General features: G+C 60.9%; 16 protein-coding genes. All 16 read left to right on the plus strand.

Annotated elements, in window-relative coordinates; genetic code table 11:
* The first annotated feature begins 126 nt into the window (after positions 1 to 126).
* Positions 127 to 909 (plus strand): hypothetical protein, encoded by a 783-nt coding sequence (locus ACMYR2_RS01145; protein ID WP_347264736.1) that lies wholly within the window; start codon positions 127 to 129, stop codon positions 907 to 909.
* The gene (locus ACMYR2_RS01150) at positions 906 to 2,762 is read left to right on the plus strand and encodes a 7-cyano-7-deazaguanine synthase (protein ID WP_416193524.1); all 1,857 of its coding nucleotides are present in this window, start codon (positions 906 to 908) and stop codon (positions 2,760 to 2,762) included. Before ACMYR2_RS01145 ends, ACMYR2_RS01150 begins: the two co-directional genes overlap by 4 nt.
* 205 nt (positions 2,763 to 2,967) lie before the next feature.
* The gene (locus tag ACMYR2_RS01155; RefSeq protein ID WP_347264738.1) at positions 2,968 to 3,159 is read left to right on the plus strand and encodes a DNA-binding protein; all 192 of its coding nucleotides are present in this window, start codon (positions 2,968 to 2,970) and stop codon (positions 3,157 to 3,159) included.
* 217 nt (positions 3,160 to 3,376) lie between these two features.
* Complete coding sequence (locus ACMYR2_RS01160) at positions 3,377 to 3,790, plus strand: hypothetical protein (protein ID WP_347264739.1); 414 nt, start codon at positions 3,377 to 3,379, stop codon at positions 3,788 to 3,790.
* Positions 3,771 to 6,269 (plus strand): DUF3987 domain-containing protein, encoded by a 2,499-nt coding sequence (locus ACMYR2_RS01165; RefSeq protein ID WP_416193525.1) that lies wholly within the window; start codon positions 3,771 to 3,773, stop codon positions 6,267 to 6,269. Before ACMYR2_RS01160 ends, ACMYR2_RS01165 begins: the two co-directional genes overlap by 20 nt.
* Positions 6,270 to 6,570: 301 nt before the next feature.
* Entirely contained in the window at positions 6,571 to 7,119 is a 549-nt protein-coding gene (locus ACMYR2_RS01170) for a DUF6362 family protein (protein ID WP_416193526.1), read from the plus strand.
* Positions 7,120 to 7,129: 10 nt separating this feature from the next.
* Positions 7,130 to 7,339, plus strand: coding sequence for a DUF2945 domain-containing protein (locus ACMYR2_RS01175; RefSeq protein ID WP_347264742.1), 210 nt, complete (start codon positions 7,130 to 7,132; stop codon positions 7,337 to 7,339).
* Positions 7,340 to 7,398: 59 nt separating this feature from the next.
* Positions 7,399 to 7,881 carry a DUF488 family protein gene (locus ACMYR2_RS01180; RefSeq protein ID WP_416194140.1) on the plus strand — a complete coding sequence of 161 codons (483 nt, stop codon included), beginning with the start codon at positions 7,399 to 7,401 and terminating at the stop codon, positions 7,879 to 7,881.
* A gap of 147 nt (positions 7,882 to 8,028) precedes the next feature.
* Entirely contained in the window at positions 8,029 to 8,439 is a 411-nt protein-coding gene (locus ACMYR2_RS01185) for an HNH endonuclease (protein ID WP_416193527.1), read from the plus strand.
* Between the two features lie 254 nt (positions 8,440 to 8,693).
* Positions 8,694 to 9,956 carry a site-specific DNA-methyltransferase gene (locus tag ACMYR2_RS01190; protein WP_416193528.1) on the plus strand — a complete coding sequence of 421 codons (1,263 nt, stop codon included), beginning with the start codon at positions 8,694 to 8,696 and terminating at the stop codon, positions 9,954 to 9,956.
* Positions 9,953 to 10,183 (plus strand): hypothetical protein, encoded by a 231-nt coding sequence (locus ACMYR2_RS01195; protein ID WP_056245954.1) that lies wholly within the window; start codon positions 9,953 to 9,955, stop codon positions 10,181 to 10,183. The genes ACMYR2_RS01190 and ACMYR2_RS01195 overlap by 4 nt, the downstream gene beginning before the upstream one ends.
* Positions 10,184 to 10,199: 16 nt before the next feature.
* Positions 10,200 to 10,670, plus strand: coding sequence for a phage terminase small subunit P27 family (locus ACMYR2_RS01200; protein WP_416193529.1), 471 nt, complete (start codon positions 10,200 to 10,202; stop codon positions 10,668 to 10,670).
* Positions 10,654 to 12,441 carry a terminase large subunit gene (locus ACMYR2_RS01205; RefSeq protein WP_416193530.1) on the plus strand — a complete coding sequence of 596 codons (1,788 nt, stop codon included), beginning with the start codon at positions 10,654 to 10,656 and terminating at the stop codon, positions 12,439 to 12,441. Before ACMYR2_RS01200 ends, ACMYR2_RS01205 begins: the two co-directional genes overlap by 17 nt.
* 27 nt (positions 12,442 to 12,468) lie before the next feature.
* Positions 12,469 to 13,755, plus strand: a complete 1,287-nt coding sequence (locus tag ACMYR2_RS01210) for a phage portal protein (RefSeq protein ID WP_416193531.1) — start codon at positions 12,469 to 12,471, stop codon at positions 13,753 to 13,755.
* On the plus strand, positions 13,752 to 14,603 hold the full coding sequence (locus ACMYR2_RS01215) for a head maturation protease, ClpP-related (RefSeq protein WP_416193532.1): 852 nt from the start codon (positions 13,752 to 13,754) through the stop codon (positions 14,601 to 14,603). The genes ACMYR2_RS01210 and ACMYR2_RS01215 overlap by 4 nt, the downstream gene beginning before the upstream one ends.
* 11 nt (positions 14,604 to 14,614) lie before the next feature.
* On the plus strand, positions 14,615 to 15,889 hold the full coding sequence (locus tag ACMYR2_RS01220; protein ID WP_416193533.1) for a phage major capsid protein: 1,275 nt from the start codon (positions 14,615 to 14,617) through the stop codon (positions 15,887 to 15,889).
* Positions 15,890 to 15,965 lie beyond the last annotated feature (76 nt).

Below are 15,965 nucleotides of genomic sequence, written 5' to 3' on the forward strand. Positions count from 1 at the left end.
TGAAAGCTGCCTATATTTTTGAAATCTGCTCCTATCCCGACAATTAACTATTTCTCAACCGCAGGTAGAGACGCTGTACTTCATATAATGCTTTCGGCGCTCGCCCAGGGGTGGAAGATGGGGCATATGAGACTTGGCAACCCGCCGACCACCCGGAAGTGGCGGGAAGTGGTCCATCTCCTGAGCGAAGGGGATGTCTCGGTATCCGACCTCGCCGAGTCGGTTGAGCGTGCAGCCGATCGCTCCCTGGCAGAGGCAGTCGATGACCCGGCTTTCGTCGAAGCCCTCTGGCTCTTCCTCAAGATTCCACAGGCTGCGTGCTCGGAAGACTTTGCTGCCGCCTTGGGCAAGCTAGGTTTACAAGTTCCGGAAACCCCAACTGTTACGGATGTGCTGGCCGCTTTCGACGACGCAATAGAAAAAGCACGTGGCGGACATAAGCGATCGCTGACTGATTTCGGTTTAATTGCGAAGAACGCTGCAATTGCCGCGCTTCAGGGCCTAGCAAACGACCGGCTTCCGACACTATGGAAATCGACCAGAGAGGACGAGCGGACGACACTGGCAACTTTTGCCTCCACGGAGCGCTTCGGAGAACTCGCGCAGCGGTTTTTCACGAATCTGCTGGAGGGTCATCTCCAGTATTTCCTGGAACGCGAGATCCCTCGCCATATCGGACCTGGAAACTTCCTCCAATCTGTAGCCGATGCACGGCACTTCGACGGTACCGTAAAAAGGTACTGCTCGGAGACCACAATTATCATGCGGGGCTTTGCCAAGGACTGGCTTGGCAAGAACAAGTTTCACTTGGAGAAGGAACTTTCGCGGCGTGATGCTGCCGGTTTCGCCGCGCATGCATTCACCAAAATCAGGAAGGAACTCTCGCGGCGGAGTGGCCGGCCGCTATGAAGCAATTCGAATTTGCCTGTGGCGGTGTCGTCTTGGCTGATGCAGGTCCTGACGTGCAGCAGCTCACCCTGGACGTCCAGGGCCCGCACAGAAACGTCAATCTCAAGATTTCGGATATCAGCCGATCAATGGTCAGCAACGTTCCTGACCTTCTGCTCGATCTGCTGGAGATTGCTGCATATGTCTATTGCGCTGACCAGCGCGCTTCCCGCGGTTCGGATAAGCTAACCCTCGCGGGAAGCTCGTGGCGCCGCTCGATGCATTTTACCATTCCGGTCCGGAACCCCGAAATCTGGTCTGGCACAGAGCTCAGTTCAGCCCTGCATACGACGCTCAGATTCCTTTCCGACGATAGCTATGACTTTGTGTTCGTCGCCGCCCCCAATCCGTTTGTGGAGAAAAATGCTTATTTTGACGGACTTTCGGATGGTGTGATCGATGCAGATGAGATCGCCCTCTTTTCGGGCGGTATCGATTCTTATGCCGGTGCTCTTGACACCGTCATCGCTCAGGGACGCAAGGCCGTGCTGGTCGGGCATCATTCCGCCCCGAAAGTTTTTTCAATCCAGAGAGAACTTGTAGCCAACCTGGGCGGAGTCGGGTTTGCAAACAGGTTGCTCTATGTTCCGGTGAACATCACGAACACCGGTGTCAATGCAACCGAGTCAACGCAGCGCTCGCGCTCATTCCTGTATGCCAGCCTCGCCTTTGTTATAGCGCGCATGTTTGGGAAGACCGCTTTCACCTTTTTTGAAAACGGCGTGGTCAGCTTTAATCTTCCGATTGCTCGCGATGTGCTGGGAAGTCGCGCCACGCGCACGACGCATCCAAAGGTGATTCGTGGCTTCGAGATTATCTTTTCGCTGCTCGCTGGAGAGCAGATCGACGTCAGAACGCCCTATATTTGGCTGACGAAAAAGGAAGTGGTCGAGAGAATTCTGCACAATGGTTTCGGACATATGCTGTCGAGAACCGTCAGCTGCGCGCATCCGCGGGGTTGGACCAAGACCGTCCGACATTGCGGCGCCTGCTCGCAGTGTATCGATCGTCGTTTTGCCGTGCTCGCAGCAGGTGCAGAAGACCTCGAGCCGGTGACAGACTATGCCATCGACCTGCTGACTGGTGATCGGAGCATTGACGAACAAGTGCGGATGGCGGTGGCATATGTTAAATTCTGTCAGTCGATCGTTGCGTGTGAGAAAGGTCAGTTCGTAGTCCAGAATCCGCAGGTCGCTTCGGCTTTCAAATATTTTCCGGACCTCTCCTGCGATCAGGCGCGCGATCATATTTGGGACTTGCACCGTCGACACGCCACCGACGTCTTGTCGGTTATCGAGGCTGGACTAAAACTGCATGGTTTCGCGCTAGCCCGCAACACGCTGGCGCCGGGATCTCTGCTCTCGCTTTGCTTCAGCCGGACCCATTTAGACGCGTCACCCATCGCGGATTACGATCAACAGGTCGGCGAGTTCATGGATCGGCTTGTGCGCCCCCTTTGCGAGTTTGCGGTAGATACACAGGCTAAGCGAATCTGGTTTAAAGGTGGCTACTATCTTGAGGGAACAAACTTCAAACTGATTGCAGCCCTGATCGAAAACCATCGTTCGGCGAAGTCACGAATGGCGGACGTGCCATTCATTCAGACATGGAAACTGGCTGAAACGCTCGAAATTGATGAAGACAGCCTGCGCCATCAGGTGACGCGATTGCGCAAAGATGTTGCGGCTCGGCTTGCCGTCGATCAGGGCATTGTTCTTCAGAAAAACGATTTTATTGAGAACCAACCACGCGAAGGTTATCGACTCGCGCCGGCGCTTCGGGAGGTCACTCGGGCCGACCTTCAGCCGGCCTGATTGCCGGTGTCATGAGCCGCTGGGTCAAATGTCATATTGACGGCACCATTGCCTTGGAAATTCAAGCGGTTGCGGTGATCTCGTGTCATAAGAATTACCGCCGCTGACCATACAAACAAACGCGCATTGCATCGAAACTAGAAGTCGTTCCGAAGGCCCCAGCAGGCTGAAGGAAATTGACGCGCAGTTTTGATGGAGCGCCCTTATGCACAACCTCAGCCACCTCAACCAAATCGACCTTTCGCGCCGCTGGAAGATCAGCCCGCGTACCCTTGAGCGTTGGCGCTGGCTTAGACAGGGCCCGCGCTACCTGAAGGTCGGCGGCCGTGTGATCTATCGCCTCGAAGACATCATCGCGTTCGAGGAGCAGCAGCTTCATGAGGTGGAAGGCCCGTAGTACCGCCACGGCTTATGGGCAGTTCGTTCGACTTCGCAAGAGTCACTTTGTTTTCGAGCAGCTGCGCAATTCCGCGACAACGTATCGAAGCGAAGTCATTCGTAATGCAAGGCTTTTCAGGATCTCCTACCTTTACCTCGGTGCGATCTCACCAGTTCCGGAGAGCCAGGAGCCGGCTCCGTGAGGTGGCTTTTGACCACGTTGGGTATTTATCATCATGGACACGATCTTCGCCAACAACCACTACCACACGCCCGTCACGGAGGCAGAATTCAGCCTATGGCTGGCGAGCGCCAAACCGGGTGCAATCTTCCAGTATCACGACGGATTTCTCGTCGTCGACGTTGCCAAGGAATCGTCCGCGTTTTCCCGGCCTAATTGCAAGGAACTCGTAGCCGTCGCACGTCTCGCATGGTGGGCCAGCGAGCAGCACATCGTTCATCTGGTCCAGCGCCGGCTCGGCCCGAATCGCTTCGCGTATCTCGCGATCGCCCGCGTGTGGCCGACGAATGGTGCGGCTGCACTGTCTGCCATCCTCGCACCAAGCGGCAACGTCCCGGCGTTCTGCGCCACCCATGACATGAACGACGTGGGACCATGGGGCGCGCGCAATGACCGTAGAATTGCCTGATGAATCTGCAAGCGCCTGCCGATGGGCGGAGAGCTATCGTGCGCTTGGTCTCGCCGTCATCCCCGCCCGAGGTCGCGAGAAGATCCCGCTCGGCGGCTGGAAGGAGTTCCAGAACGGCATCCCGCAAGCCGTGCACGACCGCTGGTATGGCGAGAGCGGCGACAACCGCGCCAATTGCCGCATGGGCTTTCTGACCGGCGCCGCCTCACTCGGCAATGGCTGGAAACTTCTCGTCATTGATCTCGACGAGAAGGGACACATCTCAGGGTCCGCCACCTGGAACAACTGGATTGCCGACAATGAACTTGGTTGCGAGCCGGAAACCTGGCGGGCACGCACCGGCGGCGGTGGCCAGCACATCTATTTTCGCTACCCCGATTATCTCTCCATCAGGAATACGCAGGAAACCTTCACCGGCATCGACGTGCGCGCCGAGGGCGGATTTGTCATTGCGCCGCCGTCCCGGCACAAGAATGGCAAGGCCTACACATGGCTGTTCTCGCCCTTCGTGACGGAACTTGCAGAAGCGCCGCAATGGCTGCTGGAAAAGGTCGGAGCATCGGAGACGCTGCCTCTGGCGGCTGTGCCATCCCAGTCATCGGCGCTGTCGCCGTCGTTGTCGCCAGCACCGCCCACAGCGCCTCCGTCACAGGCAACGGACGCCTGGGGTCACATCGTCGATGGTCGCGATGCCTATATGCGCGACATGATCTGGGCGGCCATCGTCGATTGGTATCGCGAATGCCCGATCCCACCTTCATCGCGTGAGGTCGAGGAGAAGCTGCTCGAGGTTTTTGCAATCTACGAGCGCAAGGTTCGGCCGCAGGATGCTGACAATACGCTGGACGATGAAGGGCGTGGCCTTGCCGCCTTCCGCGACAAGTGGACCTACGCCATGCGGCAGTGGGACAACAAGGTCGCGGCGGCGGCGAAGGAGAAGGAGAAGGTCGCAGACTCGATCGCCGCCGATGATACTGCGCCGCCGGCATCGCCATCGCATTCGGACGATCCCGTCGACCTCTGGTCGAAACTCTCGCCGCCTGTGCTGCCGACCGGCGTCCTGCCACGCCAGCTCGAGGCATTCGCTTTCGGGCAGGCCGAGCAGATGGGTGCCGACCCGGCCGGGCTGGCCATGGCGGCGCTGGCGGTCTGCGCCGCCGCAATCCCGGACCGTGTCAGGATCAAGGTGAAACGGCATGGTCACTGGTACGAGAACGCCCGCCTGTGGGTTGCGTTAATCGGCACGCCCAGCACCAAGAAAAGCCCGATCACCAGCCAGACCGTGCGCCCGATCGCGCGCCTCGATGGCCGTCTGGTTCGCAAATACGTCGCCGACAAGGCACGTTATGACAATCTGTCGAAGGACGAACGCAAGGACGAGCAACCGCCGAGACAGAGACGCCTGCGGCTTGAGGACACCACCATCGAGGCCGCGCAGGAGGTTCTGAAGGACAGCGCCGACGGGCTCCTGCTCGTCCAGGACGAACTCTCCGGCTGGTTCGGCGCCATGGACAAATACAACAGTGGTGGCCGAGGTGCAGCCAAGGATCGAGCCTTTTGGCTGCAATCCTTCAATGGCGGTCAATATGCCATCAATCGCGTTGGTCGCGGCGTCTCGCTGATCGAGAACCTGTCGGTCTCGATGCTCGGCGGCATCCAGCCCGAGGCGATCGCGGTAGTAGCGAAGGAAACGGTTGACGACGGCCTGCTGCAGCGCCTGCTGCCGGTCGTTCTGCAGCGGGCATCGGTCGGCAAGGATGCGCCCGCGCTCGGCTCCACGGAGCGCTACGAGGCCCTGGTCGAGCAGCTCAATACCATCAGCATCTCCGGGACTGCGTCGTTCGGCAACAGCCGCGACGACGCGGATTGCCTGACGCTGTACTTCTCTGACGAAGCTCTGCGCATCCGCGAGGAGCTGGAAGCCCGGCACCTTGCCCTGATGGATATCGAGGGCATACACCGCAAGCTCGCTTCACATATCGGCAAGTATGATGGCATCTTCGCCAGGCTGAGCGTCGTCTGGCACTGCGTTCTCAACATCAACCGCAGTGTCATCCCGCCCGAGGTGTCGGCCGAAACCGCCGCGGGCGCGGCTGCGTTCCTGCACGACTTTCTGCTGCCCCACGCGGCTGCTTTTTACACATCTGTGCTTGGCCCGTCGTCGGAAGTCGAAGAGTTGCAGGGCGTCGCCAGCTACGTGCTGACCGCCGGGCTCGAAGTCATCACCATGCGCGATTGCCAGCGCGGCATTCACGCCATGCGCTCGTTGGACCGATGGCAGTTTCAGCGGCTGATGGAACGGCTTGAGAGCCTCGGTTGGGTCTCTCAGATCGACCCGCCAAAGAACTCCAGCGCCCCACGCTGGGTGGTCAATCCACGCGTCCACGATCTTTTCAAGCAACGCGCAGCCGAGGAAACGGCACGCAAGGGCAAGGTCAAGACCGCGTGGCAGGCCCTGTCAGCGATGAAGGAGAAGTGAGGATGTCACTACTTGTCGAGACTGGAATCGCCAGTCTGTCACCACTTGTCGCTACGCGCATGAACACAAAACGAAAATCTGCTTTCCCCTTCCGTTCGCCACGTTCTGTTCTGTCTCGCGCACGCGTAGCGACAAGTGGTGACAGACTCAGCAACAGCATTGAGGTGGCGCTCTTCGACAGAACCGTGGTTGCGATCGTTCGCCATGCCGGCAGTCATGGCGATCAAGCCGCAATAGCTCGGCGCCAAGGTTGTACCAACGCGCACGATCACGGCGGATACGTACTGGTGGGAGAACAGCGATGAACGACTGTTCCGATCGGGTCGACAGCAATCGGAAGTTTGCGATGGCCGGGCCGACCTGGACGCCGAGCCTGGTCGAAGAACGGCTGGCGGAAGCTGCCGCAGTTTTGAGACGTCTGCCCGCGCAAAAGCGGCAGGGCTATTTCAACACCTGGCCGGATTATCTTCCCGAGTTCTCCGATCTCGTCGGTCAGGCCCCACGGCAAACATCACTGCCACCACCGTCGCCGTCTGCCATCAGCCGCATGGAGGAGACGCTCCCCTGGACCATCGGCCTCGATCCGATCGACGGCAGGATCGCGTGGATGCGCGCGCACAATGCACAGTGGAAGGCAATCTGCTGGAAAGTTGGGCTGCAACGCTCTGCCGCCAACGAGCGCTGGTTCTACGCGCTCTGCATCATCGCCATGAGGCTCAATCGGCAGCCGGTGCCTAAGAACCGCTCGCGGCGCTATGTCATCGAACGGATGCGGGATGTTTTTGCGGCGGACAAGCGGGGCTGGCATCCCGGAACAGATTCCACCGCGACGGCATTACTTTCAAAATGAGGAGATCGATGTGTCGAAGTTTTCTGTTGGTGATCACGTGAGCTGGAATTCTGAGGCTGGTCGGGTGAGTGGCAAGATTGTCAAAGTTCATCATGCGGATTTTGACTACAAGGGTCACAGGCACCGCGCCTCGAAGGATGACCCGCAGTACGAAATCAAAAGCGACAAGACTGATCACATCGCCGCTCACAAGGAAGCTGCGATGACAAAGATCAATTGATGGCAGCACAGTTTACCACCATCGGTCACTCCAACCGCAGTCTCGACGAATTTTTAGACATGCTGCGCGAGGCGCGTGTCGATCTGCTGATAGACGTCCGAACATTCCCACGGTCGCGGAGCAATCCCGTCTTCAACATCGATCGGCTGCCAGTTGACCTTGCACAAGTTCAGATCGGATATCGGCATTGTCCCGCGCTGGGCGGTCGACGGTCGAAACAGTCCGGCGTTGATGAACAGCTCAACGCGATGTGGCGGGTGCAGAGCTTCCACAACTACGCCGACTATGCCTTGAGCGATCAGTTTTGCGCTGCGTTCGATGAACTCGTCAGCCTTGGTCAGAACCAGCGACTTGCCTTGATGTGCGCGGAAGCGGTTTGGTGGCGGTGTCATCGCAGAATCATCACTGACTATCTTCTTTTGAACGGCCACGCCGTCGATCATCTGATGGTGCCCGGGCATATCGATCACGCCACGCCAACGCCGGGCGCACAAAGAGCCGATCATGGAAAAGTGCTCTATCCCGCCGACGGACCCGACTGACGGCGCGGCTCCGCATGAATGCCATCATGGCTGGTAGCACTTCGTAGCCACACGAAGAATGTCCGCCGGACAGTTTTCGAACGGACAGAACCGGCTTGTTTGAGGTAGATTCTGGATATGCTCGGGAGATTAGCGCCTGCGACGGAGATGATCCTCGCAGGCGTTGTAGTTTCCAGCACTGTCAACATCACCTGCACCGTTGAGACCAGCACCATGCCTGTCCGTCCACCCGTCCACCGTCCAGTCGGACGACGCGAGAAGCGTGAGCGCGACCAGGACTACGCTCGCAACCGCGATCCGGTATCGCGTGCACTCTACCATTCGAAGCGGTGGCGCACGGAGCGTGCGGCGTTCCTGCACGATCATCCGCTGTGCACCGAATGCCAGCGCCATGATCTGATCCGTCCCGCGAGTGTGGTCGATCACATCGATCCGCATCATGGGAACGAGACAGTGTTCTGGGATCGCAACCGCTGGCAGGCGCTGTGCGCGTCGTGCCACGGCCGGAAGACCGCGAGCCATGACGGCGGCTTCGGCAATACGCGGCGCTGCTCATAGCCCCCGGGGAGGTCAAATCTCTGGAGAGTTCGCTCCCAGGACCGCGCGCCACCAAACACGCATCCGTGGCCAAAATGGAGCATGGGGGTGCGACGATAAAATGAACGTTCGAATTGAAGGGATATTGTGTGCTCGCGACTGATCTTGGCCCTGTTGATCTCGGTGTTACCGCCCGCCAACTTGCCGTCGAATACCGCCGTCTCGATGAGCTGGTCCCCTATGCGCGCAACGCCCGCACCCATTCGGACGCGCAGGTGGCCGAGATCGCCGGGTCGATCCGCGCCTTCGGCTTTACCAACCCGGTGCTGATTGCCGAGGATGGCACCCTGATCGCCGGCCATGGAAGGGTGCTTGCCGCGCGAAAACTCAACATGGAAACCGTGCCGGCCATCGTGCTGACGGGTCTGTCGGAGACCCAGCGCCGGGCGCTGGTGCTTGCCGACAACCGCATTGCCATCAATGCCGGGTGGGATGAGGAACTGCTGGCGCTCGAGCTTTCCGATCTGCAGGAGGCAGGCTTTGATCTCGGGCTCACCGGCTTCGGCGACGACGAACTCCAGGACCTGCTCTACGGCCATCGCGAAGAACAGGGCGGCCTGACCGAGGACGACGCCATTCCTGAAGTGCCGGCAACGCCGGTGACACGGCGCGGCGATCTGTGGCGGCTGGGTGATCACCGGCTGCTGTGCGGTGATTCCACTGATGGCGCTGATGTGACCCGGCTGATGAACGGCGGGCGCGCTGCGCTGTTTGCCACCGACCCACCTTACCTGGTCGACTACGACGGCACCAACCATCCGACGAAGAAGACCGCCTCGGCGCGGGCGAAGAAGATCACCAACAAGGATTGGTCCGAGGACTATATCGAGCAGCCGCACTGGGATGATTCCTCACAAGGCCCGCAGTTCTACGAGGCCTTCTGCAGGACGGCGATCGAGCATGCCATTGCCGAGGATGTCGCTTGGTATTGCTGGCACGCCTCGCGCCGCCAGCGCATGCTGGAAAATGTCTGGGACAAGTTCGACGTGCTGCATCACCAGCAGATCATCTGGGCCAAATCCCGCCCGGTGCTGACGCGCTCGGTCATGCTGTGGGCGCACGAGCCCTGCCTGTTCGGCTGGGTTCGCGGCAAGAAGCCAAGGATTAATCGCGAGGGGTTCGAAAGCTGGCCGACGACGGTCTGGAACATCCCGTCCTCGGAAATCGAAACGCGCGAACATCCGACCTCGAAACCGGTGCGGGTGTTCACGCTGCCGATGCAACTGCACACCCATCCCGGCGATATCTGTTACGAGCCGTTTTCCGGCTCCGGCTCGCAGCTGATTGCGGGCGAAAAGATCGGCCGCAAGGTCTATGGCCTCGAATTGTCGGAAGCCTTTTGCGATGTCGTCGTCAAGCGCTGGCAGGAATTCACCGGCAAGCAGGCAACGCTCGAGGGCGACGGCCGCAGCTTTGACGCGATCGCCGCCGAGCGTGTGCTCGATGCAGGAGATACGGCCAAGGATGCAGCGGCATGAAGCAGTCGCGCACCATGTCGCTGGTGGAATCGCTCACCAATGTCGCCATCGGCTATGGCATCGCCGTCATCACGCAGATCCTGGTGTTCCCACTGTTCGGGCTTTCCACCACGCTGGCCGAGAACATGGCGATGGGCGCGATTTTCACCGTGGTGTCGATCGCACGCAGTTACTGTCTGCGCAGGTTGTTCGAGGCGGTACGCCTTCGCGGTGACGGCACTGGATAATGCATGGAGTTTTGACATGGCCGGCCGCAAGCCGCTGCCAACGCATCTGAAGCTGGTCAAGGGCACGGCCCGTCCGCATCGTTTGAACAAGGCCGAGCCGATACCGGTGGTGGCAGTTCCTGCGCCGCCCGATCATCTTGATGAGGACGCCCGGAAAAAGTTCTCCGAGATGGCCGAGCTGCTGGCCCGCCATGGCGTGATGACCGAGCTCGATACGCATGCGCTGGCCCGGTACGTGGTGATCTGGCGACGCTGGCTGGAAGCCGAGCAGGAAGTCAAACGCCGCGGCCATGTGGTGAAGACGGCGAACGACAACATCATCCAGAACCCGTTCCTGGCGGTTGCCAACAAGTGCCTGGCGCAGATGGCACAGATCGAAAGCGAGTTCGGGCTCACACCCTCCAGCCGCTCGCGCATCCGCATGGCAGAGCCTGCCGAGACCAGCGACCCCTTCGAGGACTTTTTGACCCGTGGCCGAAAAGCGTAAATCCGGCTCGGTCAGGAAAGCGTCATCCTGCCCGGTCACAGCTTATGCACGCGGTGTCGTCAGCGGCAGGATCGTCGCCGGTCGCCTGGTGAAGCTGGCCTGCGAGCGGCATCTCGCCGATCTCAAATCCGGCGGCAAGCGCGGCCTGGTATGGGATGGCGCTGCGGCGCGGCATGCCATCGACTTCTTCGGCCATCTGCGCCATTCGACCGGCGAATGGGCGGGCGAGCCGTTTGCGCTGCAGGACTGGCAGCAGTTCGTCGTCGGCTCGCTCTATGGCTGGAAGCGCAAGAATGGTCCTGGTCAGGACAGCCTGCGCCGGTTCCGCACGGCCTATGTCGAGGTGGCGAGGAAGAACGGCAAGTCGGTGCTGCTGGCAGGCACCGCGCTCTATGCGCTGATCGCCGATGGCGAACCGGGAGCCCATGTCTATTCGGCGGCAACGACCCGCGATCAGGCAAGGATCGTGTTTGGCGAGGCCGAGCGCATGGTGGCGGCAAGTGCGGCGCTGCAGGCGCGGATTACCAGGACCGTGAACAATCTGGCGGTGCTGCCCACATCGTCCTGGTTCCGGCCGCTGTCGGCCGACGCCACCAAGATGGACGGGTTGAACATTCACTTTGCCGCCGTCGACGAGGTGCACGAACATCCAGGCCCCGAGATCATCCAGAAGCTCAACACCGCGACCGGCGCGCGGCGCCAGCCGCTGATCTTCGAGATCACCACGGCCGGTTACGATCGCCATTCGGTCTGCCGCCAGCATCACGAGTTCTCGGTCAAGGCGCTGGAAGGCACGGTGCCGACGGAGTCTTCAGACAGCTGGTTCGGCTATATCGCCACCATTGATGAGGGCGACGACTGGACCAACCCAGAAGTCTGGGTGAAGGCCAATCCGAGCCTTGGCGTGACGGTGAAGCTGGATGACCTGAAGCGGCAGATCGACGAGGCTAGGGAAATGCCGGCGCAGCAGAACGCGATCCGGCGGCTCAGATTGAACGAATGGACCGAGCAGGTCACCCGCTGGCTCGACATGGGCGTCTGGGAGGAAGGCGGGCTGCCGGCTGCCACTGACTGGCGCATCGTCAAACACGAGTTGGAGGACCTGGAAGGCAAGCTTCTGGGGCGCGAATGCTATGGCGGGCTCGACCTGGCCCGCGTCAATGATCTCTCGGCCTTCGTGTTGCTGTTCCCGCCGACGCTGGATGTTGACCTTGGGGCGCTGGCCGACAAATGGATCGTGCTCTGCCGGTTCTGGATCCCCGAAGACGACATCGTGCGCCGGGTACGGCGCGACCGCGTGCCTTATGATGTCTGGCGTGATCAGGGATTTTTGACCGCCACCCCCGGCAACGCCACCGACTTCGCCTTCGTCGAGAAGGAAATCCTCGACCTTGCCGGCCGCTACGATCTGCGTGAACTCTCCTACGACCGCACCTTTGCCGGCGAGATTGTCCAGCATCTGCAGGATGAAGGCCTGAACCTTGTCCAGTTCGGTCAGGGGTTTTTGTCCATGGCGGCACCCACGGCGGAGCTGGAGCGGCTTTCGGTGTCACGCTCGCTCTGGCATGGCGGGCATCCGGTGTTGCGCTGGAACGCGTCGAATGTTGCCGTGCGCCATGATCCGGCCGGCAACATCAAGCCCGACAAGGAGCGCTCGAGCGAACGCATCGACGGCATTGTCGCGATCTGCAACGCGCTTGGTCGGGCGCTGGCCCGTGACGTCAATGCCGGCCGCTCGGTTTATGAGAGTCGCGGCATCCTGATGCTGTAGGCGCAGGCGCGAAAGAAACGGGAAAAAATGGCATTCTGGTCGAACTGGTTCGGCGGTCCCAAATCGCCGGCGGCCTCTCCGCGCGCGTCCTTCCAGGATACCGGCGGCGGCCTGGTCATTGCGACGAGCCAGCAGTTGGAAGAGGCGCTGCGGTCCGGAGCGGTGACGGCATCGGGAGCCACGGTGACGCCCGACAGCGCCATGCGGGTGGCGGCCGTCTATGCCTGCGTGCGCATCATCTCGGGCGCTGTGGCGACGCTGCCCTTGCACATCAAGCGCCGGGTGGATGAGCGCACCCGGCAGGATGCGTCCGACACGCCGATCTGGAAGGTGCTGCGACGACGGCCGAACCGCTGGCAGACGCCGTCGCAGTTTCGGCGCATGCTGCAGGCGCATCTGCTTTTGCGCGGCAATGCCTATGCCATGATCGTGCGCTCGCGCGGGACTGTGCAGGAACTGATCCCGCTGCATCCCGATCGCGTCGAGGTGAAGCAAGACGACGACCTCGGGCTGGAATACATCTACACCCGCCAGGACGGACGGCGCATCCGGCTCCATCAGGACGAAGTGTTCCATCTCGTGGGCCTGACGCTGGATGGCGTCCATGGCGTGTCGGCAATCTCTTACGCTCGCGAGACCATCGGCCTGTCGCTGGCCATGGAGGATCACGGCGCTTCGACCTTCCGCAATGGCGCCCGCGTCAGCGGCGTGTTGAAGCACCCGAACAAGCTCGGCCCGGAAGCCGTCGCCCATCTCAAGGCCGGGCTCGAGGAGTTCCGCTCCGGCGGCGAGCAGGAGGGAAAGAACCTGATCCTCGAAGAGGGCATGGACTATGCCCGCATCGCCATGACGGCCGAGGATGCGCAGTGGCTGGAGGCCCGCAAGTTCAGCCGCACCGACATTGCCATGTTCTTCGGGGTGCCGCCGCACATGATCGGCGACACCGAAAAATCCACCAGCTGGGGCACCGGCATCGAGCAGCAGTCGATCGGCTTTGTCGCCTATACGCTCGAAGACCATCTGACCATGTGGGAAGAGGCGATCAACCGCGACCTGATCGGTGCGAATGACATACTCTACGCCCGCTTCAACCGGGCGGCTCTGGTCAAGGGCGACATCAAGGCGCGCTGGGAGGCTTACGTCAAAGGCCTGCAATGGGGCGTCTACAGCCCCAACGAAATCCGGGCGCTCGAAGACCAGAACCCGCGCGATGGGGGCGATGTCTTTTATCCGCCGCCCTACACGGCGGGAACGCCGATCACCGACGACAGCGACCACGACAGGTCGTCGCTCGAAGAGGACACTGACACATGAGCCTTCGCAAACTGCCCGAGGCGCAGGTCTTTGCGCGTCCGCGCAATTACCAGTGGGACGCACCCTCCGACGTGCTGACGAAATGGGCCGAGCACCCACTGGCCGCGGTGCCCGATGCAGATGGAGACACCACCATCTCGATATTCGACGTCATCCGCGAGGATTTTTGGACCGGAAGCGGCGTCACGGCCAACCGCATCTCGGCCGCACTGCGCTCGATCGGGAACAAGGACATCACCGTGCGCATCAACTCGCCGGGCGGCGACATGTTCGAGGGGATCGCGATCTACAATCTCCTGCGGGCCCATCCTGCGAAAGTCACCGTCGAGGTGCTGGGCTGGGCGGCTTCCGCTGCCTCGATCATCGCCATGGCCGGTGACGACATCCGGATGGGGCTCGGCTCGTTCATGATGGTGCACAATGCCTGGGGTGTGGTGATCGGCAACCGCCATGACATGCGCGAGGCGGCGGAACTGTTCGACCAGTTCGATGCGGCGCTCGCCGACATCTACCAGGCCCGCACCGGCATGAAGCGCGCCGATATCGAGCAGCTGATGGATGCGGAAACCTTCATGACGGCGGCACAGGCTGTCGAACACGGCTTTGCCGATGGCGTCGACGATGCCCAAATCCATGCAGAGACCAATGCGTCCGCGCAGGTCCGCCCCGAAATCCGCGCCAAGCGCCGCATCGATGCCGCCTTGGCGCAACAGGGCATCTCGCGCACGGAGCGGCGCAAGATGTTTTGCCAGATTGCCGGCATGCACGACGCTGCCGAAACCGCCATGCACGACGCTGGCTCCCATGCAGCCGCCATCCAGCGGCTGATCGACACCATCAGATCATAGGAGATCCCATTATGGGTATCGAACTCACCCCGCCTGCGCGCGGGATCCTTGCCGTGCGCGCTGATTCCGGCAGCACCACAAAGATCCTCGCTGAGTTGCAGAAGACCTTCGAGGACTTCAAGGCCGAGCGCGACAAGGAGCTGGCCGACATCAAGGCCGGCATGGCCGACGTGGTGCAGACCGAAAAGGTCGATCGTATCAATGCCGAGATCACCACCCTGCAAAAGGCGCTCGACGAGACCAACGCCATGCTGGCAGCAGTGAAGGTCGGCGGTGTTGGCGGAGTGGAAGACCCGGACAAGCGCGAACACGCGCAAGCCTTCGACCGCTTCTTCCGTCGCGGCGTCGATGCCGGCCTGCGTGATCTGGAGGTCAAGGCCAAGCTGACCACGCAGTCCGACCCCGACGGTGGCTATCTGGTGCCGGAAGAGACCGAAGCCGGCATCGACCGTGTTCTCGGTACGGTGTCGACCATCCGTTCGCTTGCCCGCACCATCTCCATCTCGACCAATACCTACAAGAAGCTGGTCAATATGGGTGGCGCAACGTCAGGGTGGGTTGGCGAGGAACAGGATCGTCCTGGCACTGCCACACCGACCTTGCGTGAGATCGCCATCAATACCGGCGAGATTTACGCCATGCCCGGCGCCACGCAGACATCGCTCGACGATGCCCGCATCGATCTGGCGGCCTGGCTGGCCGATGAAGTGTCGATCGAGTTCGCCGAGCAGGAAGGAGCTGCCTTCGCCAATGGCGATGGCGTCAACAAGCCGCGCGGCATTCTTGCCTACGACACGGTGGCCAATGCTTCCCATGCATGGGGCAAGCTCGGTTTTATTGCCTCGGGGAAAGCGGATGGCTTCCTGGCTGCCACCGCTTCGGTCAGCCCGGCCGATGCGCTGATCGATCTCTACTATGCGCTCAAGTCCGGTTACCGGAACGGGGCGTCGTGGCTGATGTCGGATGCGACCATGAACACAGTGCGCAAGTTCAAGGACGCGGAAGGAGCTTACATCTGGGCGCCACCGTCGGGTGCTGCAGAAGTCGCGACCATCCTCGGCAAGCCGGTCTACACCGACGACAACATGCCGGCGGTCGAGGCCAGCAAGTTCCCCATCGCCTTCGGAGACTTCAGCCGCTCCTACCTGATCGTCGACCGTATCGGCATCCGGGTGCTGCGCGATCCGTTCACCTCCAAGCCGAACGTCTTGTTCTACACGACCAAGCGCGTCGGCGGCGGCGTGGTCAACTTCGAAGCCCTCAAGCTTCTCAAGATCAGCACCTGATCGAACTGGCGGGCGGCCACCATCCTTCCGAAGGACGCTCGCCTGTCTCTGCACCATTCCATTCATCGAAAGGATT

This window comes from Nitrobacter sp. TKz-YC01 (assembly GCF_047824785.1).
GTDB lineage: Bacteria > Pseudomonadota > Alphaproteobacteria > Rhizobiales > Xanthobacteraceae > Nitrobacter.

Coding starts and splice junctions, on each gene's coding strand:
- ACMYR2_RS01195 (WP_056245954.1), top strand. CDS start 9,953: ATGAAGCAGTCGCGCACCATGTCGCTGGTGGAATCGCTCACCAATGTC.
- ACMYR2_RS01185 (WP_416193527.1), top strand. CDS start 8,029: ATGATCCTCGCAGGCGTTGTAGTTTCCAGCACTGTCAACATCACCTGC.
- ACMYR2_RS01210 (WP_416193531.1), top strand. CDS start 12,469: ATGGCATTCTGGTCGAACTGGTTCGGCGGTCCCAAATCGCCGGCGGCC.
- ACMYR2_RS01155 (WP_347264738.1), top strand. CDS start 2,968: ATGCACAACCTCAGCCACCTCAACCAAATCGACCTTTCGCGCCGCTGG.
- ACMYR2_RS01180 (WP_416194140.1), top strand. CDS start 7,399: ATGCTGCGCGAGGCGCGTGTCGATCTGCTGATAGACGTCCGAACATTC.
- ACMYR2_RS01170 (WP_416193526.1), top strand. CDS start 6,571: ATGAACGACTGTTCCGATCGGGTCGACAGCAATCGGAAGTTTGCGATG.
- ACMYR2_RS01150 (WP_416193524.1), top strand. CDS start 906: ATGAAGCAATTCGAATTTGCCTGTGGCGGTGTCGTCTTGGCTGATGCA.
- ACMYR2_RS01165 (WP_416193525.1), top strand. CDS start 3,771: ATGACCGTAGAATTGCCTGATGAATCTGCAAGCGCCTGCCGATGGGCG.
- ACMYR2_RS01200 (WP_416193529.1), top strand. CDS start 10,200: ATGGCCGGCCGCAAGCCGCTGCCAACGCATCTGAAGCTGGTCAAGGGC.
- ACMYR2_RS01215 (WP_416193532.1), top strand. CDS start 13,752: ATGAGCCTTCGCAAACTGCCCGAGGCGCAGGTCTTTGCGCGTCCGCGC.
- ACMYR2_RS01145 (WP_347264736.1), top strand. CDS start 127: ATGAGACTTGGCAACCCGCCGACCACCCGGAAGTGGCGGGAAGTGGTC.
- ACMYR2_RS01220 (WP_416193533.1), top strand. CDS start 14,615: ATGGGTATCGAACTCACCCCGCCTGCGCGCGGGATCCTTGCCGTGCGC.
- ACMYR2_RS01160 (WP_347264739.1), top strand. CDS start 3,377: ATGGACACGATCTTCGCCAACAACCACTACCACACGCCCGTCACGGAG.